This window comes from Lysobacter enzymogenes (assembly GCF_023617245.1).
GTDB lineage: Bacteria > Pseudomonadota > Gammaproteobacteria > Xanthomonadales > Xanthomonadaceae > Lysobacter > Lysobacter yananisis.
Map to the genome: position 1 here is coordinate 1,550,439 of NZ_CP067396.1, position 25,146 is coordinate 1,575,584.

A 25,146-nucleotide genomic window follows, 5' to 3' on the forward strand; every position below is an offset into this window, starting at 1 on the left:
GACTGTAGGAGCGGCGCGAGCCGCGACCGCGACAACGCGGTTGCGACGAACCTTCGATGCGAGCGGCGCGCCCGCGGTCGCGGCTCGCGCCGTTCCTACAGGTAGATCGCGTGGCGGCCGCGGGGGCGGGCGGCGTATCCCGCGGCCGCGGCTTCGGCGACGCAGAACCCGTAGGCAGAACCCGTAATCGGACGCGACCTAAACAATCCGGATCTTTAGCGGCAATCGCAGTTTGCACCGGTCGCATCGCTCATTCCGGGGCTGTTTCCGCGGCGTTCTTGCCTAGATTGAAGCGGTCGGGCCGTCGCGGCTCGCTGTTCGGTCGTCGTCACGCCGCCGCCGCATCGTCGCCGTTGGATGCGCGCACGGCGCCCCGTAGCCGCTATGCCACCTCCCAGGAGCCAGACCATGCCCGCATCGTCCCATCGTCTGAACGCACTCGCCGCCGCCACCGCGCTCGCGCTGCTCGGCGCGGCCGCGCCCGCCTGCGCCGGCCAGGCCCACCTCGCCGGCCTCGGCGACGACGGCAACCGCCAGTACATCGTCAAGTTCCGCGGCGGCAGCGCGCCGTCGCGCGAGGTCGCGGCGATGAAGGCGGCGCTGGACGCCGCCGCCGCCCGCGCCGGCGCGCCGAAGCTCAGCGCGCTGCGCGCGATGGCGCTGCCGGGCATACGCGTGGTGACGACGCCGGCGCCGCTCAAGCGCGCTCAGGCGACGGCGCTGATGCGCCAGCTCGCCGCCGATCCGAACGTCGAATTCGTCCAGGTCGACGGCGGGGTGACGGTGAAGATGACCCCGAACGATCCGCAGTTCTCGCGCCAGTGGCATTACGCCGACACCGCCGCCGGCATCCGCGCGCCGACCGCCTGGAACGCCACCGCCGGCGCCGGCGTGGTGGTGGCGGTGGTCGACAGCGGCATCCTGTCGCACACCGACCTCAACGCCAACGTGCTGCCGGGCTACGACTTCGTCAGCGCGGTCAACGGCCGCAACGCCGCCGAATGCGCAATCGACGGCCTCTCCGCCGGCTGCGGCAAGTCGCTCGACGGCGACGGCCGCGACGCCAACCCGCACGACGCCGGCAACATCCCGCACGGCAACCACGTCGCCGGCACCATCGCCGCGGTGACCAACAACGGCCTGGGCGTGGCCGGCATCGCCCACGCCGCCAAGATCGTGCCGGTGCGCGCGGCCGGTTCGCAGGGCTACAACGCCCATTCCGACACCATCGACGCGATCGTCTGGGCCTCCGGCGGGCATGTCGCCGGCGTGCCGGACAATCTCAATCCGGCCGAAGTCATCAACGTCTCGCTCGGCAGCGACATCGCCTGCACGCCGGCGTGGCAGGCCGGCGTCGATGCGGCGGCGGCGAACGGCGCGCTGGTGGTGGTCGCCGCCGGCAACGGCAACAACGACGTGAGCGGCAACGTGCCGGCCGGCTGCAACAACGTCGTCGCGGTCGCCGCCACCGACAAGAACGGCGCGAAGTCCTCGTTCTCGGCCTGGGGCGCGAAGATCGACCTCGCCGCGCCGGGCGGCGACGGCTTGTTCAACCAGGTGCAGTCCACCGTCGCCAACAACGGCTACGGCGCGATGTCGGGCACCTCGATGGCCAGCCCGCACGTCGCCGGCGTCGCCGCGCTGGTGCGCTCGCTGGCGCCGGGCAAGACGCCGGCGCAGGTCGAGGCGCTGCTCAAGAGCACGGCGCGACCGATCCCGGCGAGCAAGTGCTCGCGCGGTTGCGGCGCCGGTCTGGTGGACGCGGCCGCGGCGGTCGCGGCCGCGCAGTCGTCTCGCTGAGCGCGGCGCGGCCGCGCGCAGGCCGCGCGAAGGCCGGTCGCAACGCCGGGATGCGCAGCCACGCGCTGCGTTCCCGGCGTGGATCGCCACCGATCATGGCGTGCGGCGATGCGATCGCGTCGACAGGCTAGGGTGATCGGATCAGTGAGGACTGCATATTCAAGGAATACAAACGGTGTATTCGGCCGCGTGCTCGATCGTGGCGAGCAGGGGGAAATCCCGCTGATCGTTATCGATTAGGATGCGTCCTAGTTCTATTTTTTCGTGATACGAATCACATAAGCTCGACCTTTTCGAGTCGGAGCGGCGCTTGTTGCGATCGGTGCGGTCGCTGCAGCTTAAAGGCTGCGCTGCAGGGGGTGTTCGCAGCGAATGGCGATGCGCGCAGGCGCCGACAACGTACGTTGGCGCGTCGGGCATCGCCTCTTCAGCCGCATTGCGGCGCTCAAAGGGGTAATCACCAACATGTCGTTGCATTCCAACCGCCGCCACCGTGTGCATGTGCTCGCGGCCGCCACCGCGTTCGCTCTGGGCGCCATCGCCGCCGCGCCGGCCTTCGCCGGCCAAGCCGAGGTCGCCGGGCTCAAGGCCGGGCAGTCCTACGGTCGGCTGATAGTCAAGTTCAAGGATTCCGCGCCTGCGACGGCGTCCGTCGCACGCTCGGCTTCGGCGCTGGGCGCGATCGATGCGGTGCTGGATCGCGCCGCCGCGCGCGTTGTCCTGCCGGCCGCATCCAAGGGCAAGAAGCTGGGCTTGCAGCGTTTGCGCCGCATGACGCTGGGCGCCGATGTGATCGTCACCGACCAGGGCATGAACAGCGAGGAAGCGCGCGCGCTGATCCAGCAACTCGCCAGCGATTCGAGCGTGGACTGGGTGCAGCCGGACTACATCATGCAGGCCTGGGCGGTGCCCAACGACACCCGTTTCGGCGAGCAGTGGCATTATGCCGACAGCGCTGCCGGCATCCGCGCGCCCACGGCCTGGAACACCACGACCGGCACGGGCGTGGTGGTCGCGGTCGTCGACAGCGGCATCGTTTCCCACACCGATCTCAACGGCAACGTTTTGCCGGGCTACGACTTCGTCAGCTCGATCGCCGGCGGGGCCTGTTCCAGGGGAGCGGACTGCGGCGCCTCCGAGGACGGCAACGGCCGCGACGGCGATCCGCTCGATAGTTCGGCCGCGACCAGCAGCGTGCACGGCACCCACGTGGCCGGCACAGTCGGTGCCGTGACCAACAACGCCACCGGCGTCGCCGGCGTCGCCTATGGCGCGCGCGTGGTGCCGATTCGCGCCCTGGGCAAGTACGGTTCGGGTGCCACCTCGGATATCGTCGACGCCATCGTGTGGGCCTCCGGCGGCAGCGTGCCCGGTGCGCCGGCCAACGCCAATCCGGCCGAAGTGATCAATCTTTCGCTCGGTCTCGACCTGCCGTGTTCGCAGATGCCGGCGTACCAGCAGGCGATCAACACCGCGACCGCCAACGGCGCGATCGTGGTCGCCGCGGCCGGCAACAGCAACATCGACTCCGCCGGCGCCACTCCGGTCGGCTGCAACAACGTCATCGGCGTGGCGGCCAGCGACCAGGCCGGCAACCGCGCGTTCTATTCCAGCTACGGCGGCGCGATCGACATCACCGCGCCGGGCGGCGAGACCTGCTCGCCGGACACCGAGTTCCTGCCGTTGGGCGCCGCGCCGAGCTGCACGCGCAGCCATCCCGCCCAGGGCATCCTGTCGACGGTGAACGGCAACGGTTATGGCTTCATGCAGGGCACCTCGATGGCGGCCCCGCACGTCGCCGGCGTGGTGGCGCTGATCCAGGCCGCGTCGCCCACGCCCAAGACGTTCGAGCAGGTGCGCCAACTCCTCGCCAGCACCGCGCGTCCGATCCCGGCCGGCCAGTGCCCGGGCGGTTGCGGCCCCGGCCTGGTCGACGCAGCGGCCGCGGTCGTCGCGGCGGCCGGTTCCACCGGTCCCGGCCCGGGCACTGGCGCGCAGACCTACAACAGCACCGGGGCGGTCGCGATTCCGGACAACAATGCCGCTGGCGCCACCAGCAGCATCGTGGTCTCCGGCCGCAGCGGCAATGCGCCCAGCGATTCGAAGGTGACGTTGAACATCGTCCACAGCTATCGCGGCGACCTGATCGTCGATCTGCTCGCACCGGACGGTTCGGTCTACAACTTGCACAACCGCAGCGGCGCCGGTGCGGACAATGTGACCGGCACGTTCACCGTGAATCTGTCCAGCGAAGCGCTCAACGGCACTTGGCGGCTGCGCGCCGCGGATCGCGCCGCGCAGGATACCGGCCAGATCCAGAGCTGGAGCCTGAGCTTCTGACTCGGATGAACTTCGGCGGCCGCGGGTGCTGCCGCCGTTGCGAGTTTCCCGGCTGAATCAGGGCCCCGGCTTCGGCCGGGGCCTTTCGCTTGCAGGGCGCGAGGCAGGCAGGGCTGCGCACCCCCGAGCGTCGCGGGCGTGGGAGAATGCACAGCGGCGGCCGGTCCAAGTCCGACCGCGGGGTTCCCGCGACCCCCATCGACCCCGGCGCGCGCGCTGGCGCGTTGCAGATTATTCCGTACCTCGAAGGAGCCGCCCGCATGTCGCCTCTGTCCCGCCGCTTCGTCCCCTCGGTCATCGCGGTCTCGCTGTGCCTGGCGGTCGGCGCCTGCATGGCCTCCGGCAGCGCCTCGTCGGATGCCGCCGCGTCGCCCACGCCGGAGTCCGCGCCTAACCCGCCGAGCGAAGCCTCGGTCGATGCCGTCCCCACGCCGGAGCCCCCGCCCATGCCGTCCGACCGCGCCGCCGATCCCCGCAAGCCCAAGGCCGAGGTCGGCGAACCGGCCGGCGCCGGCCCGTTCGGCCAGTTCATCGTCAAGTACCGCGACGATTCGCAGCCGCTCAAGCAGCTCGGCGCGGTGCAGCCGCGCCTAGACCGCACCGCCGGGCAGTTGGGCAAGCGCGGGCTCAAGCTGACCTGGAAGCACCGCATGGGCATCAACGCCGATGTCTTCAGCGTCGCGCCCGCGCTCGATCGCGCCGAGGCGGTCGCGTTGATGCAAGCCTTCGCCGCCGATCCCGATGTGCAGTTCATCGAACCGGACAACCACATCTCGCTCGGGCCGATCATTCGCAGCCCCGCGCCGGTCGACAAGTGATCGCGTAGCGCCGGCGCGCGTCGCGCCAGGAATTACGAAAAACCCCGGCTTGTCCGGGGTTTTTTATTGTGTGCGTATCGCTGCGTGAGACGCGCGAAATCACACTTCCGAAGCAGTTTTACGATGCATGACCGGCATCACGAAGGTGGGCCCGGCAAACGCTTGCCAACCGTTGCCGCTGCCGGGGCGATGCCGCTAGCTTCGTGATGCGGCCGGAACGACGAACCGATCCGCAGCAAGACCGGTCGCGTCCGCGCAGCCCGACGCATGCGCGGACGACGCACCGGCGCTATAGCCATCCTTTCGGCCGCGTCCGCGGCCTTCGACCTCGGGGGTTGAACAAAATGCGCACCATCACTCGCCTGCGCGCGCGCAACGCCGCGCGTGCCGCCGTACTGTTGTCCGCCGTCTCGGTATTCCCGGCTTTCGCCGCCCAGCCGTTGTTCGTCGCCGATGCGCCCGCCGCGCGCGCGAGCCTCGCCGGCGCGCAATCCGCCGCAGTGGCCGGCGCCAACCGACTCGCCGCCGCGCCGGCGACGATGTCGCTGCAGCTCAAGCGTGCCGATGCGGCCGTGGTGTCCAAGGCCACGCGCGAGATCGAACTGCGCCTGGGTTCCAGGCTCGTCGATGCCGTGCTCGACAGCGCGCGCGACACCGGCGACGGCGCTACGGTGTGGTTGGGACATTTGAAAGAGAATGCCAAGTCCGTTGGCCACGACGCGCGCGAAGTGCGCCGCGACGAGCGCAACTCGGTCGCGCTGGTGCGCCGCGGCGACGGCGTCACCGGCAACGTGCGCGTGGACGGCAGGCTCTACCGCATCCGTCCGCTCGCCGACGGCACCCACGCGGTGGTCGAGGTCGACGAGAGCCGCATGCCGCCGGACCATCCGCAGGGCTATCGCGATTCGGACCTGCCGCAGATCGACATGCGCGCCGCCAGCCGCGCCGCGCTCGCCGCGGTCGGTCCCGCCGCGGTCGATCCAGGCGCGACCGCGACCATCCGCGTGCAGGTGGTCGCCACCAACCAGGCGGTGACCGCCTACGGCGGCGACATGCGCGCGCTGGTCGACCTGGCCATCGCCGAGAGCAACCAGGGCTACGCCAACTCCAACGTCGGCATCCAGCTGGAACTGGCCAACTACCGCACCGTCGAGTACACCTCGGCCGGCGATGGCCACTTCACCGACGAAGAGCGCTTCGCCGATCCCGCCGACGGCTACATGGACGACATCCACGCCTCGCGCGACGCCAACGCCGCCGACGTCAGCGTGCTGATCATCGACGACGCCGGCAACTGCGGCCTGGCCCATTCGATCGGCTCGACCGCGGCGACCGCGTTCGCGACCGTGCATTACGACTGCGCCACCGGCTACTACAGCTTCGCCCACGAGATCGGCCACCTGCTGTCGGCGCGCCACGATCCCGCCGCCGACCCGACCAACACGCCCTACGCCTACGGCCACGGCTACCGCTACGAGCCGGCCGGAGGCAGCAAGTGGCGCACGATCATGGCCTACGCCTGCAGCGGCGGTTGCCCGCGCCTGAACTACTGGTCGAACCCGGACGTGACCTACAACGGCATCGCCATGGGCACGGCCGACCGCAACCACAACCAGCGCGTGCTGGTGCAGACCAAGGCCGCGGTGGCGGCGTTCCGCGGCGCGCCGGGCGGCAACACCGCGCCGGTGGCGAACTTCGCGTCGTCGGCGAGCGGGCTGACGGTGAGCTTCACCGATTCGTCGACCGACAGCGACGGCTCGATCGCCTCGCGCAGCTGGGACTTCGGCGACGGCACCACCTCGACCGCGACCAACCCGAGCAAGACCTACAGCGCTGCGGGCACCTACACGGTCAAGCTGACGGTCACCGACAACGGCGGCGCCAGCAACACCAAGACCGCGACCGTCACCGTCAATGCCAGCGGCGTGCAGACCTACACCAACGGCACCGACGTCAACATCCCGGACAACAACGCCACCGGCGTGACCAGCACGATCAACGTGTCCGGCCGCAGCGGCAACGCGCCGAGCAACGCGCAGATCGCGGTCAAGATCGTCCACACCTACAAGGGCGATTTGATCGTCGACCTGGTCGCGCCGGACGGTTCGGTCTACAACCTGCACAACCGCAGGGGCGGCAGCGCCGACAACATCGACCAGACCTACACCAAGAACCTGTCGAGCGAAGCGCTCAACGGCGCCTGGAAGCTGCGCGTCGCCGACCGCGCCGGGCAGGACACCGGCAAGATCGACAGTTGGAGCGTCACCTTCTGATGCCGTCCGCCCGCGCGTCGCGATCGTGGCGCGCGGGCGGGGGCGCAAGTGTTCGCTTCGCGGCCGCAAGGCCGGTCCGACCGCCCGGCGGCGCAGGTCGCCGGGTTCCAGCGCCGAGGGGAGCGCAACGCCACCGCGTCGGCCGCGGCCGCATGTGTCGGTACGAACCTGCAGGCTTGCGGCGCCACGACGCAGACGCGACGACGCCAGGCGGTCCGGACGCGGACCGTCGCGGGCGCGGCCGCGCGCGGTTCCGCCTCGGACCGCGCGTCGCCGCTCCGCTGCGTCGCCGGTGGCGGGCGCCATCGCGCGTCGCCGCTTCGAACCGCGCATCGATTTGTTTTGCCGTTTTCCGCGCAGCGCCGGTTCCCCCGCCGTTCGCGCCCGTGAGTCGCTTGCAACCGTCCGCCGCACCGTTACGCCGCACCGCCTGCCCGTCGCCCTGCGCGACGCCCGGCCTTCCACCCTGCTCGCATTCCACCTCGCCCGCATTCCACTTCGATGGAGATCGACATGAAACGTACCTGCCTCGCTCTCGGCCTGCTCGCACTGTCCATCGGCAGCGCGCTGGCCGCCCCCAACCTGCGTCCGGCCGCGTTCGACCACGCGCGCCTGTCGCGCGTCGACCGCATCGCCCTGCGCAGCATGCCGGCGGTGGACGTCGCCAAGCTGCGCGTCGAGGACGCCAAGCGCGAGCAGCGCCGCGAGATCCCGCGCTTCGCCACCGCGCTGAGCGCCGACATCGACACGCTCAAGGACGGCGTGTGGGAAGACCTCGACGCCAACACCGCGATCTGGCGCACCCGCATCGAGTCCAAGGACGCGTTTTCGCTGAACTTCCATTTCGACAAGTTCAAGCTGCCCGACGGCGCGCGCATGCTGATCTACCCGGCCGACCAGGCGCCGGCCTCGGCCGCCGGCCGCGTGCGCAGCTTCACCAGCGCCGACAACAACGCCCGCGGCGAGCTGTGGACGCCGGTGGTGCTGGGCGACGAAGCGGTGATCGAAGTGGTGGTGCCGAAGGCCAAGCTCGGCGAGCTCAAGCTGCACCTGGCCAAGGTCAACCACGACTACGTCGGCTTCAGCGATCTGGTCAATGCGGTCAAGCGTCCGGGCGGCACGCCGGGCGCTTCGGGCAGCTGCGAGATCGACGTGGTCTGCCCCGAGGGCAACGGCTTCCGCGACATCATCCGCGCGGTCGGCGCCTATTCCAAGGAAGGCACGATGTGGTGCACCGGTTCGCTGGTGAACAACACCGCGAACGACAAGAAGATGTACTTCCTCACCGCCAACCACTGCGGCATGACCAGCGCCGCGGCCAACAATTCGATGGTGGTGTACTGGAACTATCAGAACTCGACCTGCCGCGCGCCGGGTTCCGCCGCCAACGGCAGCAACGGCGACGGTTCGCTGACGCAAACCCAGACCGGCGCGACCCTGCGCGCGACCAACGCCGCCTCCGACTTCACCCTGCTCGAGCTCAACACCCCGGCCAACTCGGCGTTCAACCTGTACTGGGCCGGCTGGGACCGCCGCGACCAGGACTATCCGAGCTCGATCGCCATCCACCATCCCAACGTCGCCGACAAGCGCATCAGCTTCTCCGACAGCGCCTCGCGCAAGACCGGCTACGGCGGCGCCGACTACAACCCGCCGACGGTGGCCAACGGCACCCATCTGTTCGTGAAGTGGGGCGTCAACCGCGGCGTGACCGAGCCGGGTTCCTCGGGCTCGCCGCTGTACAGCCCGGACAAGCGCGTGATCGGCCAGCTGCACGGCGGCCCGTCGAGCTGCACCGTGCCGCAGGAGCAGAAGGCCGACTACTACGGCCGCGTGTTCACCTCGTGGACCGGCGGCGGCACCGCGGCCACGCGCCTGAGCGACTGGCTCGACGCTTCCGGCACCGGCGCGCAGTTCGTCAACGGCCTGGATTCGGGCGGCACTCCGGGCAACCAGCCGCCGGTGGCGAACTTCGCGTCGTCGGCGAGCGGGTTGACGGTGAACTTCACCGATTCGTCCAGCGACAGCGACGGTTCGATCGCTTCGCGCAGCTGGGACTTCGGCGACGGCACCACCTCGACCGCGACCAACCCGAGCAAGACCTACAGCGCTGCGGGCACCTACACGGTCAAGCTGACGGTCACCGACAACGGCGGCGCCAGCAACACCAAGACCGCGACCGTCACCGTCAACGCCAGCGGCGTGCAGACCTACACCAACGGCACCGACGTCAACATCCCGGACAACAACGCCACCGGCGTGACCAGCACGATCAACGTGTCCGGCCGCAGCGGCAACGCGCCGAGCAATGCGCAGATCGCGGTCAAGATCGTCCACACCTACAAGGGCGATTTGATCGTCGACCTGGTCGCGCCGGACGGTTCGGTCTACAACCTGCACAACCGCAGCGGCGGCAGCGCCGACAACATCGACCAGACCTACACCAAGAACCTGTCGAGCGAAGCGCTCAACGGCGCCTGGAAGCTGCGCGTCGCCGACCGCGCCGGGCAGGACACCGGCAAGATCGACAGCTGGAGCGTCACCTTCTGATGCGCGCCGTCTGATTCGCGCCGTCTGATTCGCGCCGTCTTGCGATGAAGACCCCAAACCCCGGCTTCGGCCGGGGTTTTTTGTGGCGATCGTTGCAGCGGAAGCCGCGTGGGAGGGACTTCAGTACCGATGCTTTTCGCCCGGGTCGCGGCGAGCGGACACAAAAGCGTCGGGGCTGAAGCCCCTCCCACAACGGCAGGCATCGCTATCGCCGACCGCTCGTTCGATTCCGCGGCGCAGGCCTGCGCATCTTGCAGGAGGGACTTCAGTCCCGATGCTTTCCGCTCAGGTCGCGGCGAGCGGATACAAAAGCTTCGGGGCTGAAGCCCCTCCCACAACAGCAAGCACCGCAAGCGCCGACGGCTCGTCGATCCCGCGGCTCATATCTCAGGCTTCTGTGGGAGGGACTTCAGTCCCGACGCTTTGCGCTCAGGTCGCGACGACCCCGCCCGAAACAACAACATCGAAGCCCCGACGCGCTTGCCGCCACGCCGAAAACCGCGCCATCGCAACTCCCCACCCCGAAGTTCCGCCGTCCCGTGCGCTTCAACCCATTCTGAATTCGCGCGCGTTCTCAATTCCGATTTCCCGTTTCGGCCACCGATTTCATCCGCAACAAATCTTCGTCGTATGCGTGACGCGATGCACGGATGCGATGTGGAACCGGCGGATTTGCGTCTTGTTGTGCGCGACGAGGGTGATTCACAGTCGCGCCGTGGCCACTTCGACGAACTCCGACGCCACGCGCAACGACACGCCGGCAGGGCACTGCGGCGTAACACCGCAATCGCTACGACGAAGCGCTTCAAAGGCATGCATTCGGTCGCGCAAGCCGCCGTACACGCAAGCCTGCCGTACACGCACGCTGTAGGGGGAAGCATGCGGCAACGCCCGCCTCACTCACTGGAGCATCCAGTTCCCACCGCCTGACCCGACGTCGTTCGCCATCCAGCACCGGCCAAGCCGGGCGTCGCGGTCATGCCCACATCACGGACGGAGAGACGCAATGAAACGCATTTGTGGTTCCCTGGTGTTGCTTGGTTTGTCGATCAGCGCCGCGCTCGCCGCGCCGGCCTCGCGCCCGGCGGCGTTCGATAACGCCAATCTTTCCAGCGTCGACAAGGTCGCCTTGCGCACCATGCCGGCGGTCGACGTCGCCAAGGCCAAGGCAGAAGACCTGAAGCGCGACAAGCGCGGCGACATTCCGCGCTTCGCCCTGGCGATGGACGTGGACATGACGCCGCAGAATTCCGGCGCGTGGGAATACACCGCCGACGGCCAGTTCGCCGTGTGGCGCCAGCGCGTGCGCTCGGAGAAGGCGCTGTCGCTGAACTTCGGCTTCACCGACTACCACATGCCCGCGGGCGGCCGCCTGCTGGTGTATCCGGCGACCCAGGCGCCGGCCGGCGATCGCGGCCTGATCAGCCAGTACGACGCCAGCAACAACAACCCGATGAACCAGCTGTGGACGGCGGTGGTGCCGGGCGCCGAGGCGGTCATCGAAGTGGTGGTGCCGCGCGACAAGGTCGGCGAACTCAAGCTGCGCCTGACCAAGGTCAACCACGACTACGTCGGCTTCGGTCCGCTCGCGCGCCGCCTGGCCGCCGCGTCCGGCGAGAAGGGCGTGTCGGGTTCGTGCAACATCGACGTGGTCTGCCCCGAGGGCGACGGCCGCCGCGACATCATCCGCTCGGTCGGCGCGTACTCGAAGAACGGCACCCTGGCGTGCACCGGTTCGCTGGTCAACAACACCGCCAACGACAAGAAGATGTACTTCCTGACCGCGCACCACTGCGGCATGGGTACGGCGTCGACCGCGGCCAGCATCGTGGTCTACTGGAACTACCAGAACTCGACCTGCCGCGCGCCCAACACGCCGGCCAGCGGCGCCAACGGCGACGGCTCGATGAGCCAGACCCAGACCGGTTCGACGGTCAAGGCGACCTACGCCACCTCCGACTTCACCCTGCTCGAACTGAACACCCCGGCCAATCCGGCGTTCAACCTGTTCTGGGCCGGTTGGGACCGTCGCGACCAGAACTATCCCGGCGCGATCGGCATCCACCATCCCAACGTCGCCGAGAAGCGCATCAGCAACGTCACCGAGCCGACGTCGTTCGTGGCCTGGGGCGGCGGCGCCGGCACCACCCACCTGCGCGTGCAGTGGCAGCCGACCGGCGGCGTGACCGAGCCGGGTTCCTCGGGTTCGCCGATCTACAGCCCCGATAAGCGCGTGCTGGGCCAGCTGCACGGCGGTCCGTCGAGCTGCAGCGCCACCGGCACCAACCGCAGCGACTACTACGGCCGCGTGTTCACCTCGTGGACCGGCGGCGGCGCCGCGGCCTCGCGCCTGAGCGACTGGCTCGACCCGGCCGGTACCGGCGCCCAGTTCATCGACGGCGTGGATTCGGGCGGCGGCACCCCGAACAACCCGCCGGTGGCGAACTTCACCTCCACCACCAGCGGCCTGACCGCGACCTTCACCGACAGCTCCACCGACAGCGACGGCTCGATCGCGTCGCGTAGCTGGAACTTCGGCGACGGCAGCACCTCGACCGCGACCAACCCGACCCGCACTTACGCCGCGGCAGGCACCTACACCGTCACCCTGACGGTGACCGACAACGGCGGCGCCACCAACACCAAGACCGGTTCGGTCACGGTGTCCGGCGGCCCGGGTGCGCAGACCTACACCAACGACACCGATGTGGCGATCACCGACAACGCGACGGTGGAAAGCCCGATCACCGTGTCCGGCCGCAGCGGCAACGGTTCGGCGACCACGCCGATCCAGGTGACGATCTACCACACCTACCGCAGCGACCTGAAGGTCGACCTGGTCGCGCCGGACGGCACGGTCTACAACCTGCACAACCGCACCGGCGGCAGCGCCGACAACATCATCCAGACCTACACCAAGGACCTGTCGAGCGAGGCGCTCAACGGCACCTGGAAGCTGCGGGTGAACGACAACGCCACTGCCGATACCGGCCGCATCGACAAGTGGAGCATCACCTTCTGATGCAGCCGGTTTGACCCGCACCACGCCGCGGCCTTCGGGCCGCGGCTTTTTTGCGGCGATGAAGTTTCGGTTCCCCCTGTAGGAGCGGCGCGAGCCGCGACCGCGAATCCGCGCCTGCGACGAACCCGGCACTGGTGCGCGACGACTGCCGCTGTCGCGGGCCGCGGATGCTTGCGCTCTCATTGTGGATTCGCGGCCGCGGCTCGCGCCGCTCCTGCAGGGACGGCTTCGTCGCAACGCACGGAACTGTGCGCTGATTCGCACAGCTGCATTCTGCTGGTCTGCTTCACGAAAGCGCTGCCATTGCGCGCCGCACGGCGCTTGCCAGCGCGCACGCCGCATCCAAGCATGACTCCGGCACGCCTCCGCGTCGCTGCCCACACCGCACCGGTCCATGGAGAGTCTCCCAATGCGCTTCCAAATTGCCGCGCTGCCGCTGTTGCTGGCCCTGTCCGCCAGCGCCGCGGCCGCCGACGAGCAACCCGTGTTCGTCACCGCCAAGTACGACAACCCCAAGCAACTGCAGCGCATCGCATCGCGCTTCCAGCACTTGATCGTCGACCGCCAGGCCAGGACCGTGAAGGTCGAGGCCATGCCCGAGGATCTGGCCGCGCTGCGCGCCGCCGGCTTCAAGTACGAGCTCGACCAGGAGTCCACCGCGCAGATGCAGCGCCTGCAAAGCGCGCTGAAGTCCGCGCTCCCCGGCGCCAAGAGCATCCCCGGCTACGCTTGCTTCCGCACGGTCGAAGAGACCTACCAGACCATGGACCAGCTGGCGGCGAGCAAGCCGAACCTGGCCAGCGTGCGCGTGATCGGCCCGAGCTGGCAGAAGACCCAGAACGCCGGCACCGGCTACGACATGAAGGTGTTCAAGATCACCAACTCGGCTACCGACGCGGCGCTGCCGAACAAGCCGACCCTGGTGCTGTTCGGTTCGATCCACGCGCGCGAGTACGCGCCGGCGGAACTGGTCACCCGCTTCGCCGAAGGCCTGGTCAACGGCTACGGCACCGACGCCGAAGCGACCTGGCTGCTCGACAACTTCGCCTTCCAGCTGGTGCTCAACGCCAATCCCGACGGACGCAAGAAAGCCGAGGCCGGCTCGTCCTGGCGCAAGAACGTCAACAACAGCAACGGCGGCAGCTGTAGCGCGAGCAGCTACGGCACTGACCTCAACCGCAACTTCCCGTATCACTGGAACAGCGTGTCCGGCGGTTCCAGCGGCAACCAGTGCGCCGAGACCTATCGCGGCCCGACCCCGAGCTCGGACCCGGAAACCCAGAACCTGATGCGTCTGGTCGCCGGCACCCGCGGCAGCAACGGCGTCTACAGCGGCGGCATCTTCCCCGACCGCCGCAGCGACGACGTGACCACGCCGGCGCCGGCGGACTATCAAGGCGTGTTCATCGACATCCACAGCGCGGCCGATCTGGTGCTGTGGTCGTGGGGCGACACCGTCAACCCGGCGCCGAACCGCGACGCGCTGCAGACCTTCGGCCGGCGCATGGCTTATTTCAACGGCTACCGGCCGCAGCAGTCCAACGAGCTGTACGGGACCGACGGCACCACCGACGACACCATGTACGGTCTGCTCGGCGTGCCGGGCTACACCATCGAACTGGGCGGCAGCTTCTTCGAAAGCTGCAGCAGCTTCACCGGCACCACCTTGCCGAACAACCTCAGGACGCTGCGCTACGTCGCCCGCGCCTTGTGGGCGCCTTACACGCTGCCGAGCGGCCCTGACACCACCTCGGTCGGCGTCTCGTCGGCGTCGGTGCCGGCCGGAACCCCGGTGACGGTCAACGCCAACGTCAACGATGGCGTGTTCAACCAGAGCAACGGCAGCGAGCCGGTGCAGAACATCGCATCGGCGCGCGCCTACATCGACACGCCGCCGTGGGCGAGCGGGGCGGTCGGCATCGCGCTGAGCGCCAGCGACGGCAGCTTCAACAGCAGCAACGAGAACGTCACCGGCTCGATTTCCACCAGCGGCCTCGCCGCCGGCGTGCACACGGTCTATGTGCAGGGCACCGACGCCTCGGGCAAGCCGGGCACGCCCAACGCCGCGCGCTTCACCGTGACTGGCGGCGGCCCCGGTACCAACAACCCGCCGGTGGCGAACTTCAGCAGCACCACCAGCGGGCTCAGCGCGAGCTTCACCGACACCTCCAGCGACAGCGACGGGACCATTGTGTCGCGCAGTTGGAGCTTCGGCGACGGCAGCACTTCGACCGCGACCAATCCGAGCAAGACCTATGCGGCGGCCGGCACCTACAGCGTCGCCCTGACCGTGACCGACGACGACGGCAGCACCAACACCAAGACCGCCTCGGTGACGGTGAGCAGCGGCGGCGCGCAGACCTACCGCAACGACACCGACGTGGCGATCGCCGACAGCGCCACGGTGGAAAGCCCGATCGTGGTGTCCGGCCGCAGCGGCAACGGCTCGGCCAGCACGCCGGTGCAGGTGACCATCTACCACACCTACAAGAGCGATCTGAAGGTCGATCTGGTCGCGCCGGACGGTACCGTCTACAACATCCACAACCGCACCGGCGGCAGCGCCGACAACGTCATCGGCACCTTCAACAAGGACCTGTCGAGCGAGGCGCTCAACGGCACCTGGAAGCTGCGGGTCAACGACAACGCCAACGGCGACACCGGGCGGATCGACAGCTGGAGCCTCACCTTCTGATCGATCGTTGCGGATGCTGCGCTTGCGAAGCCCCGGCGCATGCCGGGGCTTCGTTTTTGTGGGGATGGCTTCAAGGCCGCGGCTCTTGTTTGTTGTCGCGGTTGTCGCATCGGATCGGAAAGCGTCGGGGCTGAAGCCCCTCCCACAAGAGCGGGTCTTCAAGAGCTGGTGCTGCTCTCACAAGAGCGGCTGTTGCGAGAGCCGGCGGCGCACGAACTGGCCCACAAGAACCGATACCACGAGCGCCGAGGCTTTTGCTTTTGTGGGAGGGCCTTCAGGCCCGATGCTCTTGTTTCCGGTTGCGGCGCCGCCTCGGATCGAAAAGCATCGGGGCTGAAGCCCCTCCCACGATGCGAGCGCTGTCGATGCAGAAAGGGGCTGGAATTACGAGGTCTTCTGTCCATACCGCCTCGCATGCAACCGCGCCGCCGCGAACGCCGCTTCGGCATCGGCACGGAGTTTCAGTCGGCGAAACACTGAAAATATAGGGATTTCCTGCATGCATATGCCGGCGAACGCAAGCCGTAAGCGTTTACTGCGCGGTTGCATGACCCCAGTCACGATCGCGAATGTGCGTTCGCTTCGCTTGTCGCTTGTCGCTGCGCGCCCGCGCGCTTAGCGTCGAATCCCGGGCGCATCGGATCGTTCTCCCCCGTACGGCTCGAACGCGCTTTCACGCGCAGCAAGTCCTCGCGACGTGCGCGACGCGCACGCCGTTCCGTCCACCGCGTTCGCGCGCCGATGCCGGAGCATCCGCCGCAGACGCCCGATCCAGGAGCGTTTTCCGTGAAACCGCAATCCGCTTCCCCGTACGCCCGGTCCGCCCGCTTCCGCCTCGCACCCGTCGCGCTCGCGCTGGCGCTCGCCGCCGCGCTCTCGCCGGCGTACGCGCAAAACCATGGCCACGACCATGCGCGCCCCGCCGACGCCAGCGACGATCCGTTCAAGCCGGTCTACATCGTCACCTCGCGCCAGACCTTCGACGCCGGCGTGCAGAGCCTGGCCAAGAACGCCAGCGGCCTGAGCAACGCGATCGGCAAGCCGCTGGTGATCGCCGAACTCAAGACCCACCAGCTGCCGGACCTGATCCGCCACGTCCACGAAAACGAGAAGCGCTGCGGCGGCTATTTCGCCTTCGACAGCCGTCGCGAGGCCGAGGACTTCGTCAAGGCCGACCGCAGCCGCGAGGCCATCGAGACCCTGTTCGCGACCTACACCGTCGACAACCAGGCCACGGTCAATCCGTGGCTGAGCCAGGTCAGCGAGGCGAACATCCGCGGCACCATCAACCATCTGTCCACGCAGTATCCGAACCGCTACTACGCCTCCACCCACGGCCGCACCTCGGCGACCTGGATCAAGGACACCTGGCTGGCGCTGGCGAACGGCCGCAGCGATGTCAGCGCCGAGCTCTACACCGGCTGCACCAACTGCTCGACCCAGCCCTCGGCGATCCTGACCATCCAGGGCAGCGAACTGCCCAACGAAGTGGTCGTGCTCGGCGCGCACCTGGACTCGATCTCCAGCAGCGGCAGCGGCGATGCGATGAACGCGCCGGGCGCCGACGACGACGCATCGGGCATCGCCACCCTGACCGAAGTGCTGCGCGTGGCCCTGGCCAGCGGCTACAAGCCCAAGCGCACGATCAAGTTCATGGGCTACGCCGCCGAGGAAGTGGGCCTGCGCGGCTCCAAGGCGATCGCCACCGACTTCAAGAACCGCGGCGTCAACGTGGTCGGCGTGCTGCAGCTGGACATGACCAACTACCGCAACGGCGGCGCCAACCCGGTGCGTCTGGTCACCGACTACTCCAACTCGGCGCTGCAGCAGTTCCTGCGCGACCTGCACGCGACCTACCTCGGCGGCACGCTGGGCAGCTACACCTGCGGCTACGGTTGCTCCGACCACGCGTCGTGGACCGCGTCCGGTTTCCCGGCGGCGATCTACTTCGAGAGCGGCACCTCCGGCGGCGGCTACTCGCCGTACATCCACTCGCCCTCGGACACGCTGGCGAACATGGGCAACTCGGCGGCCAACAGCGTGCCGTTCGCCAAGCTCGGCCTGGCCTTCGTCGGCGAACTCGGCAAGACCGCCGGCAGCGGCCCCGGGCCGGGGCCGGGCACGCAGACCTACAGCAACGCCACCGCGTATGCGATCAACGACAACGCCACCGTCGACAGCCCGATCCCGGTGTCCGGCCGCACCGGCAACGGGCCGGCCAACGCGCAGGTGTACGTCAGCATCGTGCACACCTATCGCGGCGATTTGAAGGTCGACTTGGTCGCGCCGGACGGCTCGCTCTACAACCTGCACAACCGCAGCGGCGGCAGCGCCGACAACCTGGAGCAGACCTACACCGTGGACGTGTCGAGCGAGGCGCTCAACGGCCAGTGGAAGCTGCGGGTCAACGACAACGGCCCGGGCGACACCGGCCGCATCGTCAAGTGGAGCATCACGTTCTGACGGTGCGCCGCCGAACCGGCGGTTGCGGCCCGGCCTGTCGCGATCCGGTGCGTTTCGCGCCGGCGCTGGCCGGGCCGTAGCTCGCCGCACCGCGTCGCCGCGCGCGCATGCGTCGCGCGGCGACGCTTCCCAACTTGGCGAAGACGTTCGCGCCCCGGCCCCGGCCGGGGTTTTCTTTTTCGCATGCGGCACGCAGGCCAGGACGGCGGACGCGCGAACGCGATAACGATTCAATTGGGACGCGTCCGATTCGGCGCGTTGCATGACCCCGGTCACGCGCGTCGGCGTCGAGGCCGTGCGCGTCGCGCGCCAGGCCGCCGCGGCCGCGGCTTAGCGTGGAGGCACGGCCGATCGCGTGCGTGCGATCGGCCGTTTCCGCCGCGGCGTCCGCCGCGCGCGGCCCGTCCCGCGCCGCGAGGCGCCGTTCCTGGAGATCGCCGTGTCCCGCTTCGCTCCGCAATTGCTGCTGTCCCTGGCCGCGTCCGTCGCGGCTCCCGCCATCGCCTCCGGTCCGGCCGCCGCCGGCGACGATCCGCTCAAGCCGGTGTACGTGGTCGCCGCCGAGCGCACCCATCGCGCCGCGCTCGCCGACGCCGGGACCCGCCTGCGCACGCTCGCGGGCCGCGACGGCGAAGCGCTGGCGATTTCCCGCGTGCCGGCCGGGCGCCTGCCCGAACTGGTGCGGCACGTGCACGAAAAGGAAAAGCGCTGCGGCGGGTTCTTCGCCTTCGACAGTCGCGAGCAGGCCGAGGCGTTCGTCCGCGACGATCTCAGCGCATTGGCGGTGTCGGCGCAGGCGGTCGAGTACACGGTCGACAATCAGGCCACGGTGACGCCATGGCTGGGGCAGGTCAGGGAGGCCGACATCCGCGCCACGATCCGCAGCCTGTCGGGCAACTGGACTACGCGCCACGCCGCCACCGCCAGCGGCCGCGCCGCATCGGACTGGATCCGCGACAGCTGGAAGCGCCTCGCCGCCAACCGCGCGGACGTCAGCGTCGAACAGGTGGCCTGTAGCAACTGCGGCCAGCAGCCGTCGGTGGTGCTGACCGTGCGCGGCAACGAACTGTCCGACGAAGTGGCGGTGCTGGGCGCGCACATGGATTCGATCGCCAGCGGCGGCAGCAGCGCGAGCGCGCCGGGCGCGGACGACGACGCCTCGGGCGTGGCCACGCTGACCGAGGTGCTGCGGGTCGCCCTGGGCAGCGGCTGGAAGCCGCGCCGCACGGTCAAGTTCATGGCCTATGCGGCCGAGGAGATCGGCCTGCGCGGCTCCAACGCCATCGCCGTCGATCACCGCAACCGCGGCGTCAACGTGGTCGGCGTGCTGCAGCTGGACATGACCAACTACCGCACCGCGGGCGCGGCCGACTTGCGCCTGATCAGCGACAATTCCAACGCCGGGCTGCAGGGGCTGGTGCGCCAGTTGTACTCGCGCTACCTCGGCGGCGGCACCTTGGCCGAGTACCGTTGCGGCTACGGCTGCTCCGACCACGCGTCGTGGACCTCGGCCGGCTATCCGGCGGCGATGCTGTTCGAGGGAGGCACCGCGACCGGCGGCTACTCGCCGCACATCCACACCCGCAACGACACCCTGGCCAACATGGGCAACTCGGCGGCCAACAGCGTGCCGTTCGCCAAGCTCGGGCTGGCGTTCCTGGGCGAGCTGGGCAAGACCTCGGGGATGTGATGCCGCAGCGGGCCCGCATGCGGGAGCGCCGCGAGCCGGTCGGAAAGCATCGGGCCTGAAGGTCCTCCGACTCGAAAAGCTTCGGGCCTGAAGGCCTCCCGCGATGCGGGGGGCTTTCAGGCCCGCGATGTCGCCGGCTGCGGCCGCAACGGCTTCAGCGCGTGCAGCTTTCCTCGTGCGCCATCGCACCCTTGCGGGCGATGCGCCAGTTGGTGACGTTGCCGAGCGCGTCGGTCTCGAAGGTCAGCTGGGTGTCCTTGCCCTGCGGCGGTTCCACTTCCAGGAACGCAGCGCCTTCGAAGGTCGGGTTCGGCACCTGCTTGACCTTGCCGGCGTAGGCCTTGTTGATCTCGTCGATGCTCAGGCCGATGCGGCCGCCGCCCGGCGCCTGCGCCTTGGGATCGTAGACGTCGATGCCGGCCAGGCCGTCCTTGCCCATCAGGAAGCCGTACTGGTGGGTGATCGCGCCGCGCACCGGGTACAGCAGGAAGCAGTGGGCGTCCGGGCGCTGGCCGTTGTTGTCCTTCATTTCCCCGCCCCAGGCGCCGCGCACGCTGGCGGCGTCGGCGCCGAAGCGCGCGGTGACCGGGCCGCCGGGCTCGGCGCCGCCGCTGAAGCCGTCGTAGCCGATCGCGTCGCCGCGCACCGCGCGCTCCGGCGGTTCCAGCGGATTGTCGCTCGCGGCCGCGCCCGCGGCGGGCGCCTTGCCGGTGTCGGCGGCCGCCGCCTGCGCGGACTGGGCCGGCTCGGCGGGTTTCTGGCAGGCCGCCAGGACGAGCAACGCCAACGCGGAAGCCGCCAGGGCCGGAACGGATCGACGCATCTTGGATCACCGCTGGTTTTCGGGACGAAGCGCCGATGCTAATCGATCGGGCGGCGGCGCAAGGGCGGTTTCCACATCGGGTGTGGATCGAAATCCGGACCGGGTTCGCGAACCCGGTCACGCTGCGGACGCGCCGGCGCGCACGCCGCGTCCGGCCGGCGGGCGCTTCGGCGCGGCGCGGCCGGGCGCCGAAACGACGAGGCCCGGTCCGCATGCGGACCGGGCCTCGTTCTCGCGCCCGCATCGCGGCGGGATCGTCCCGCCGCGCCGGCCGCCCGGATCAGAGGGCTTCGAAGCGATTGGCCTCGACGTTCTTGCGCACCTTGGCCGGATCCCAGATCCGCCCGTTCATCGCGATGTACACGCCCGGCGGCAGCGACTGCACCGCTCCGACCGCGGTGCCGATGTTGAACTCGGCGTCCGAGCCGCGGAACCGCGCCGGATTCAGCGCGCCGGTCAGGACGATGGTCTTGTCGGCGATGGTCGCCAGCACCTTGGCGGTCTCGACCATGCTGTCGGTGCCGTGGGTGACCAGCACGTGGCGCGCGTCCTGGGCGGCGATGGTGGCGCGGATCAGTTCGCGGTCCTGCGCGCTGATGTGCAGCGAGTCCTTGCGGATGATCGGAATGACGTTGTAGCGGAAGCCCACGCCGAGCTCTTCGAGGATGTGGCCGATCTGCGGTTCGCCGATCTGGTAGTCCGACTTGTCGTCGAAGTAGATCTTGTCGATCGTGCCGCCGGTGGTGACGATGCAGAGCTTGTCCATCTCGGGTGGGTCGCGTGGTCGGGTGGGAGGGGGATCGATTATAGGACCCCTGGGCGGGGAGTTCCCGGCCGGGGCTTGGCGTTGCGCGGCCCGGCCGCCGCGGCAACGGGGCCGCGGCTGTTGTGGGAGGGACTTCAGGCCCGACGCTTTCGTGCCAGGGCGCGGCGATCCGAACGCAGGGCGTCGGGCCTGAAGGCCCTCCCACAAGGGCTTTACCCGCGCTTGCGCCCCAACCGCGCCTTCAGCCCGGCCAGGTTGGCCGAGAAGATCACCGCCAGCGCCAGCACCACCTCGATCCAGGCGTACAGCCGCTCGCCCGGCGAGGACCACGCCAGCATCACCCCGTGGCAGAACCAGAACAGCGCCAGCACCCCGGCCCAGTAACCGGCCAGGCGGCTGCGCAGGGCCACGCCGGCGGCCAGCAGCGCCGGCGGCAGCACGAACACGGTCAGCCCGGCGATCCAGTGCCGGCCCGGCAGCAGGTACCACAGCGCGAACAGCGCGGCCAGGGCGAGCAGGCAGACCAGCAGCACCCATTGCGAGCCCGGCCGCGCGGTCGTCGCGCCATGCCCGGCGTGGCCTTGCGCAGTACCGTCATCGATAACGCTGCGCTCGTGGGCGCCGCCGTCCGCGACGCGCGCGGCCGGCGCGCGCTCGCCCGGGCCGGCGTTGTCGGGGCCCGCTTCGTCGGGCCCGGCTGCGTCGCGGCCGCGACCGTGGGCACCGGGGCCCGACGCGCTCAACGGTTCACCTTCGCGGTCAGCGCCGCGACCCGGCGTCCCAGCGCGCGCGCCAGCGCGGCCTCGTCGTCGCTGAGTTCGGGATCGTCCTGCGCCCCGGCGACGTGGCTGGCGCCGTACGGCGTGCCGCCGCCGCGGGTGCGGCTCAGCGCCGGCTCGGTGTAGGGAATGCCGAGGATCACGCAGCCGTGGTGCAGCAGCGGCAGCATCATGCTCAGCAGGGTCGATTCCTGGCCGCCGTGCATGCTGGCGGTGGAGGTGAACACCGCCGCCGGCTTGCCGACCAGGGCGCCGCTGGCCCACTGCGCGCCGAGGCCGTCGAGCCAGTGCTTGACCGGCGCGGCCATGTTGCCGAAGCGGGTCGGGCTGCCGAGCACCAGGCCGGCGCATTCGTCCAGGTCGCGCGGCTCGACGTAGGGCGCGCCGTCCTCGGGCACCGGCGGCGCCGCGGTCTGGGTGATCGCGGCCACCGGCGGCACCGTGCGCAGCCGCGCGCTAACGCCCTCGACCTCGCCGATGCCGCGCGCGATCTGGCGGGCGAGGCGGGCGACGGAACCGCCGCGGCTGTAGTAGAGCACCAACACTTCGGTCATCGGGGTCTCCTTTGCGCTGGACAGGATAGAGGAATGCGCGCGGCGCGGCCTTTTGCGGGCGCGTTCCCGGCCCGGGCGCAGAGCGCCCAAGCGTTCGCGGCCGCGCGAGCCGATGGCCCGCAAGCGCGGCCGCTCACCCGCTTGCCGAAGAAGGTGCCCCGAAAGGCGGATGACGGCCCTGCATCCCGCCCCAACGCCCCATCGGTTACCCTGCGCCCGATGGAGCCATTGGATTCGATCTATCGCTGGAGCGACCGCGTGCGCGACCGCGCGCGCGTGGGCACGTTCTTCCGCTTCCTCGCCCGCCGCTTCCTCGACGACAACCTGTTCCAGGCCGCCGGCGCGCTGTCGTACACCACGGTGTTCGCGCTGGTGCCGCTGTCGATGGTGGTGTTCGGCGTGCTCTCGGCGTTCCCGATGTTCGGCGAATGGAGCGACAAGCTCAGCGACTACATCTTCTCCAACTTCGTGCCCTCGGCGGCGCGCTCGGTGGAGTCCTACCTCAAGCAGTTCTCGGCCAACGCCGGCCAGCTCACCGCCGCCGGCGTGATCGCGCTGGTGGTGTCGCTGCTGATCACCCTCAACGGGGTGGAGTCGGCGTTCAACCAGATCTGGCGCGTGCACTCCGCGCGCCCGCGCATCGGCCGCTTCCTGATCTACTGGACCGTGCTGACCCTCGGCGCGCTGCTGGCCGCGGCCAGCCTGGCGATCTCGGCGCGCTTCTTCGCCCTGGACGTGTTCGCCACCCAGCCCGGGCGCTGGCTGGAAAGCCTGCTGCTGCGCGGCGCGCCGATGGCGCTGGAGTGGCTGGCGTTCGCGGCGATTTATGTCGTAGTGCCGCACCGCACGGTGAAGTGGCGCCACGCCGTGGCCGGCGCGTTCCTGGCGATGGTGCTGTTCGAGGTCATCAAGGGCGGCATCGGCCTGTACCTGGGCAGCTTCGGCTCGTATTCCAAGATCTACGGCACCCTGGCGTTCGTGCCGATCTTCCTGCTGTGGATCTACCTGAGCTGGATCGCGGTGCTGCTGGGCGCCTCGCTGGCGTCCTCGATCGCCGCGTTCCGCTACCAGCCCGCGGCGATGCGCCTGCCGCTGGGCTTCGAGATGTACGGCCTGCTGCGCCTGCTCGCGCGCTTCGCCCAGGCGCGCAAGCGCGGGCGCGGGCTGCACATCGACGACATCCAGCAGCTCGAACCGATGCTGACCGACTCGCTGGTCCAGCAGATGCTCGAACAGCTCGGCGAGATCCAGGTGGTGAGCCGCGCCGAGAGCGGCGAATGGCTGCTCTCGCGCGATCTCGACGAACTCTCGCTGGGCGAACTGTACGAAGCCTGCAACCTGCGCATCCCCATCGCCGAGGCGATGCTGCCCTGCCGCGACGACTCGCTCGGCCAGTCGGCGGTGGCGGCGATGGACGAACTGCGCGTACCGCTGCGCGCGCTGATGAAACGGCGCGTGTCCAGCATTCATGCCGAAGAGGACGCACCATGATTTCCACCGCCCGCACCCGCCGCGCGCTGCCGCTGCTCGCCGTCGCGATCGCCGCGACCCTGCTCGGCGCCTGCCAGAAGTCCGACGACCCCCGGTCGATCGACCGGGCCGACGAGATCAAGCGCGCCGATGCCGAGCGCATCGCCGCGCAAGCCGCCGCGCCGGCGCCCGCCGACAAGCCGGCCGAGGCGCCCGCCGCGTCCGATGTTCCCGAACTGCGCATCGCCACCCTCGACGGCAAGACCTACGACCTGGCCGAGCACCGCGGCAAGTGGGTGGTGGTGAACTTCTGGGCCACCTGGTGCGCGCCGTGCATCAAGGAAATGCCCGAGCTGTCGGCGCTGGACGCGATGCGTGAGCACATCGAAGTGATCGGCCTGGCCTACGAGGAAATCGACAAGGCCGACATGCAGGCCTTCCTCAAGCAACATCCGGTGTCGTACCCGATCGCGGTGCTCGACGTGACCGATCCGCCGAAGTCCTTCGACACGCCCAAGGGCCTGCCGATGACCTACCTGATCGGGCCGGACGGCAAGGTGGTGGAGAAGTTCCTCGGCCCGGTCGACGCGAAGAAGCTCGAGGACGCCATCGCCAAGGCCGGTGGACCGAAGCCGGGCGAGCCGGCGGGCCAGGGCGGCGCAGGCAAGAACGGTTCGAACAAGGACGATTCGAGCAAGGGCGGTCCGAGCGGCGGCAACACTTGAGCGCCGCGCGCTTCTACGTCGCCGGCAAGGTGCAAGGCGTGTGGTTCCGCGCGAGCGCCCGCGAACAGGCGTTGGCGCTGGACTTGCGCGGCTACGCCAACAACCTGCGCGACGGCCGGGTGGAAGTGCTCGCGGTCGGCGACGCGGCGGCGATCGAACGCCTCGCGCAGTGGTTGCGGCAGGGGCCGCCGAATGCGCGGGTCGACCGCATCGAACGCGAACCGGCCGGCGAGAACGAGGCCGGGGACGGCTTCGTCTGCGGCTGAAGGGCCAGCCACTGTCCGCCAGGCTTGTGCAGGAGCGGCGCGAGCCGCGACCGCGACAAGGCAAACACGGCGAAACCGGCGGCGCAGTTGCGTTGTCGCGGCCGCGGCTCGC

20 protein-coding genes and 4 pseudogenes are annotated in these 25,146 nt (G+C 69.5%); 16 read left to right on the forward strand and 8 right to left on the reverse strand.

Going from position 1 to position 25,146, the window contains the following annotated elements; translation table 11 throughout:
* Nucleotides 1-408 precede the first annotated feature (408 nt).
* Nucleotides 409-1,800 carry a S8 family serine peptidase gene (locus JHW41_RS06670; protein ID WP_250449423.1) on the forward strand — a complete coding sequence of 464 codons (1,392 nt, stop codon included), beginning with the start codon at nucleotides 409-411 and terminating at the stop codon, nucleotides 1,798-1,800.
* A 159-nt stretch (nucleotides 1,801-1,959) separates the two neighbouring features.
* Here JHW41_RS06670 and JHW41_RS06675 read toward each other — a convergent pair whose 3' ends face one another.
* Entirely contained in the window at nucleotides 1,960-2,277 is a 318-nt protein-coding gene (locus JHW41_RS06675; RefSeq protein WP_250449424.1) for a hypothetical protein, read from the reverse strand.
* Here JHW41_RS06675 and JHW41_RS06680 point away from each other — a divergent pair.
* The 4 genes from JHW41_RS06680 to JHW41_RS06695 all read left to right on the forward strand — a co-directional run bounded on the left by JHW41_RS06680 (nucleotide 2,266) and on the right by JHW41_RS06695 (nucleotide 9,781).
* The gene (locus JHW41_RS06680) at nucleotides 2,266-4,140 is read left to right on the forward strand and encodes a S8 family serine peptidase (protein ID WP_250449425.1); all 1,875 of its coding nucleotides are present in this window, start codon (nucleotides 2,266-2,268) and stop codon (nucleotides 4,138-4,140) included. The genes JHW41_RS06675 and JHW41_RS06680 overlap by 12 nt on opposite strands.
* A 260-nt stretch (nucleotides 4,141-4,400) precedes the next feature.
* Complete coding sequence (locus JHW41_RS06685) at nucleotides 4,401-4,958, forward strand: hypothetical protein (protein WP_078997793.1); 558 nt, start codon at nucleotides 4,401-4,403, stop codon at nucleotides 4,956-4,958.
* Between the two features lie 344 nt (nucleotides 4,959-5,302).
* On the forward strand, nucleotides 5,303-7,231 hold the full coding sequence (locus tag JHW41_RS06690; RefSeq protein WP_250449426.1) for a M12 family metallo-peptidase: 1,929 nt from the start codon (nucleotides 5,303-5,305) through the stop codon (nucleotides 7,229-7,231).
* Between the two features lie 513 nt (nucleotides 7,232-7,744).
* Nucleotides 7,745-9,781, forward strand: a complete 2,037-nt coding sequence (locus JHW41_RS06695; RefSeq protein WP_250449427.1) for a PKD domain-containing protein — start codon at nucleotides 7,745-7,747, stop codon at nucleotides 9,779-9,781.
* Here JHW41_RS06695 and JHW41_RS26545 read toward each other — a convergent pair.
* The gene (locus tag JHW41_RS26545) at nucleotides 9,670-9,984 is read right to left on the reverse strand and encodes a DUF6053 domain-containing protein (protein WP_428995466.1); all 315 of its coding nucleotides are present in this window, start codon (nucleotides 9,982-9,984) and stop codon (nucleotides 9,670-9,672) included. The two genes, JHW41_RS06695 and JHW41_RS26545, sit on opposite strands and share 112 nt — an antisense overlap.
* Here JHW41_RS26545 and JHW41_RS26550 point away from each other — a divergent pair.
* The 4 genes from JHW41_RS26550 to JHW41_RS25945 all read left to right on the forward strand — a co-directional run bounded on the left by JHW41_RS26550 (nucleotide 9,890) and on the right by JHW41_RS25945 (nucleotide 15,498).
* A complete protein-coding gene (locus JHW41_RS26550) occupies nucleotides 9,890-10,105 on the forward strand; it encodes a DUF6053 domain-containing protein (protein ID WP_428995467.1) in 216 nt (71 codons plus the stop codon). The genes JHW41_RS26545 and JHW41_RS26550 overlap by 95 nt on opposite strands.
* The gene (locus JHW41_RS26555) at nucleotides 10,056-10,652 is read left to right on the forward strand and encodes a DUF6053 domain-containing protein (protein WP_428995468.1); all 597 of its coding nucleotides are present in this window, start codon (nucleotides 10,056-10,058) and stop codon (nucleotides 10,650-10,652) included. Before JHW41_RS26550 ends, JHW41_RS26555 begins: the two co-directional genes overlap by 50 nt.
* Nucleotides 10,653-10,787: 135 nt before the next feature.
* Nucleotides 10,788-12,803, forward strand: a complete 2,016-nt coding sequence (locus JHW41_RS06700; RefSeq protein WP_078999591.1) for a proprotein convertase P-domain-containing protein — start codon at nucleotides 10,788-10,790, stop codon at nucleotides 12,801-12,803.
* A 409-nt stretch (nucleotides 12,804-13,212) separates the two neighbouring features.
* Nucleotides 13,213-15,498, forward strand: coding sequence for a M14 family zinc carboxypeptidase (locus tag JHW41_RS25945; protein ID WP_284499534.1), 2,286 nt, complete (start codon nucleotides 13,213-13,215; stop codon nucleotides 15,496-15,498).
* 177 nt (nucleotides 15,499-15,675) lie between these two features.
* Here the strand turns inward: JHW41_RS25945 and JHW41_RS26560 are convergent, their stop codons facing one another.
* Nucleotides 15,676-15,816, reverse strand: a complete 141-nt coding sequence (locus tag JHW41_RS26560) for a DUF6053 domain-containing protein (RefSeq protein ID WP_428995520.1) — start codon at nucleotides 15,814-15,816, stop codon at nucleotides 15,676-15,678.
* Between the two features lie 468 nt (nucleotides 15,817-16,284).
* Between JHW41_RS26560 and JHW41_RS06720 the strand changes: the two genes are divergently transcribed.
* The 3 genes and pseudogenes from JHW41_RS06720 to JHW41_RS26565 all read left to right on the forward strand — a co-directional run.
* Nucleotides 16,285-17,961: a M20/M25/M40 family metallo-hydrolase gene (locus JHW41_RS06720; protein ID WP_250449428.1), complete on the forward strand. Its 1,677-nt coding sequence runs from the start codon at nucleotides 16,285-16,287 to the stop codon at nucleotides 17,959-17,961.
* A gap of 439 nt (nucleotides 17,962-18,400) precedes the next feature.
* A complete protein-coding gene (locus JHW41_RS06725; protein ID WP_250449429.1) occupies nucleotides 18,401-19,651 on the forward strand; it encodes a M20/M25/M40 family metallo-hydrolase in 1,251 nt (416 codons plus the stop codon).
* Between the two features lie 27 nt (nucleotides 19,652-19,678).
* A pseudogene (locus JHW41_RS26565) lies at nucleotides 19,679-19,867 on the forward strand (DUF6053 domain-containing protein); the annotation flags it as partial.
* Here the strand turns inward: JHW41_RS26565 and JHW41_RS06730 are convergent.
* Together JHW41_RS06730 and JHW41_RS06735 are read right to left on the reverse strand one after the other, a co-directional pair.
* Nucleotides 19,806-20,474 (reverse strand): hypothetical protein, encoded by a 669-nt coding sequence (locus JHW41_RS06730; RefSeq protein WP_250449430.1) that lies wholly within the window; start codon nucleotides 20,472-20,474, stop codon nucleotides 19,806-19,808. The pseudogene JHW41_RS26565 and the gene JHW41_RS06730 overlap by 62 nt on opposite strands.
* A 280-nt stretch (nucleotides 20,475-20,754) precedes the next feature.
* On the reverse strand, nucleotides 20,755-21,240 hold the full coding sequence (locus JHW41_RS06735; protein WP_057948587.1) for an asparaginase domain-containing protein: 486 nt from the start codon (nucleotides 21,238-21,240) through the stop codon (nucleotides 20,755-20,757).
* Between the two features lie 122 nt (nucleotides 21,241-21,362).
* Here JHW41_RS06735 and JHW41_RS26570 point away from each other — a divergent pair.
* Nucleotides 21,363-21,416: pseudogene (locus JHW41_RS26570) on the forward strand (hypothetical protein); the annotation flags it as partial.
* Here JHW41_RS26570 and JHW41_RS26575 read toward each other — a convergent pair.
* The 3 genes and pseudogenes from JHW41_RS26575 to wrbA form a co-directional block, all read right to left on the reverse strand.
* Nucleotides 21,392-21,445: pseudogene (locus JHW41_RS26575) on the reverse strand (DUF6053 domain-containing protein); the annotation flags it as partial. The pseudogenes JHW41_RS26570 and JHW41_RS26575 overlap by 25 nt on opposite strands.
* Before the next feature lie 7 nt (nucleotides 21,446-21,452).
* Complete coding sequence (locus tag JHW41_RS26580) at nucleotides 21,453-21,983, reverse strand: DUF2069 domain-containing protein (RefSeq protein WP_428995469.1); 531 nt, start codon at nucleotides 21,981-21,983, stop codon at nucleotides 21,453-21,455.
* The gene (gene wrbA, locus JHW41_RS06745; RefSeq protein ID WP_250449431.1) at nucleotides 21,980-22,573 is read right to left on the reverse strand and encodes an NAD(P)H:quinone oxidoreductase; all 594 of its coding nucleotides are present in this window, start codon (nucleotides 22,571-22,573) and stop codon (nucleotides 21,980-21,982) included. The genes JHW41_RS26580 and wrbA overlap by 4 nt, the downstream gene beginning before the upstream one ends.
* 219 nt (nucleotides 22,574-22,792) lie before the next feature.
* On the opposite strand from wrbA, the gene JHW41_RS06750 reads away from it, so the two are divergent.
* From JHW41_RS06750 to JHW41_RS06760, 3 genes and pseudogenes are all read left to right on the forward strand, one after another.
* Nucleotides 22,793-24,064 (forward strand): YihY family inner membrane protein, encoded by a 1,272-nt coding sequence (locus tag JHW41_RS06750; RefSeq protein WP_057948585.1) that lies wholly within the window; start codon nucleotides 22,793-22,795, stop codon nucleotides 24,062-24,064.
* A gap of 78 nt (nucleotides 24,065-24,142) precedes the next feature.
* Nucleotides 24,143-24,666: pseudogene (locus JHW41_RS06755) on the forward strand (TlpA family protein disulfide reductase); the annotation flags it as partial.
* A 98-nt stretch (nucleotides 24,667-24,764) separates the two neighbouring features.
* The gene (locus tag JHW41_RS06760) at nucleotides 24,765-25,034 is read left to right on the forward strand and encodes an acylphosphatase (protein WP_250449432.1); all 270 of its coding nucleotides are present in this window, start codon (nucleotides 24,765-24,767) and stop codon (nucleotides 25,032-25,034) included.
* The last annotated feature ends 112 nt before the right edge of the window (nucleotides 25,035-25,146 follow it).

Excerpts from the sequence above, each read along its gene's own strand:
- JHW41_RS06670 (WP_250449423.1), top strand. The coding sequence starts at position 409 with ATGCCCGCATCGTCCCATCGTCTGAACGCACTCGCCGCCGCCACCGCG.
- JHW41_RS06680 (WP_250449425.1), top strand. The coding sequence starts at position 2,266 with ATGTCGTTGCATTCCAACCGCCGCCACCGTGTGCATGTGCTCGCGGCC.
- JHW41_RS06675 (WP_250449424.1), bottom strand. The coding sequence starts at position 2,277 with ATGCAACGACATGTTGGTGATTACCCCTTTGAGCGCCGCAATGCGGCT.
- JHW41_RS06685 (WP_078997793.1), top strand. The coding sequence starts at position 4,401 with ATGTCGCCTCTGTCCCGCCGCTTCGTCCCCTCGGTCATCGCGGTCTCG.
- JHW41_RS06690 (WP_250449426.1), top strand. The coding sequence starts at position 5,303 with ATGCGCACCATCACTCGCCTGCGCGCGCGCAACGCCGCGCGTGCCGCC.
- JHW41_RS06695 (WP_250449427.1), top strand. The coding sequence starts at position 7,745 with ATGAAACGTACCTGCCTCGCTCTCGGCCTGCTCGCACTGTCCATCGGC.
- JHW41_RS26545 (WP_428995466.1), bottom strand. The coding sequence starts at position 9,984 with ATGCCTGCCGTTGTGGGAGGGGCTTCAGCCCCGACGCTTTTGTGTCCG.
- JHW41_RS26555 (WP_428995468.1), top strand. The coding sequence starts at position 10,056 with ATGCTTTCCGCTCAGGTCGCGGCGAGCGGATACAAAAGCTTCGGGGCT.
- JHW41_RS06700 (WP_078999591.1), top strand. The coding sequence starts at position 10,788 with ATGAAACGCATTTGTGGTTCCCTGGTGTTGCTTGGTTTGTCGATCAGC.
- JHW41_RS25945 (WP_284499534.1), top strand. The coding sequence starts at position 13,213 with ATGCGCTTCCAAATTGCCGCGCTGCCGCTGTTGCTGGCCCTGTCCGCC.
- JHW41_RS06730 (WP_250449430.1), bottom strand. The coding sequence starts at position 20,474 with ATGCGTCGATCCGTTCCGGCCCTGGCGGCTTCCGCGTTGGCGTTGCTC.
- JHW41_RS06735 (WP_057948587.1), bottom strand. The coding sequence starts at position 21,240 with ATGGACAAGCTCTGCATCGTCACCACCGGCGGCACGATCGACAAGATC.
- wrbA (WP_250449431.1), bottom strand. The coding sequence starts at position 22,573 with ATGACCGAAGTGTTGGTGCTCTACTACAGCCGCGGCGGTTCCGTCGCC.
- JHW41_RS06750 (WP_057948585.1), top strand. The coding sequence starts at position 22,793 with ATGGAGCCATTGGATTCGATCTATCGCTGGAGCGACCGCGTGCGCGAC.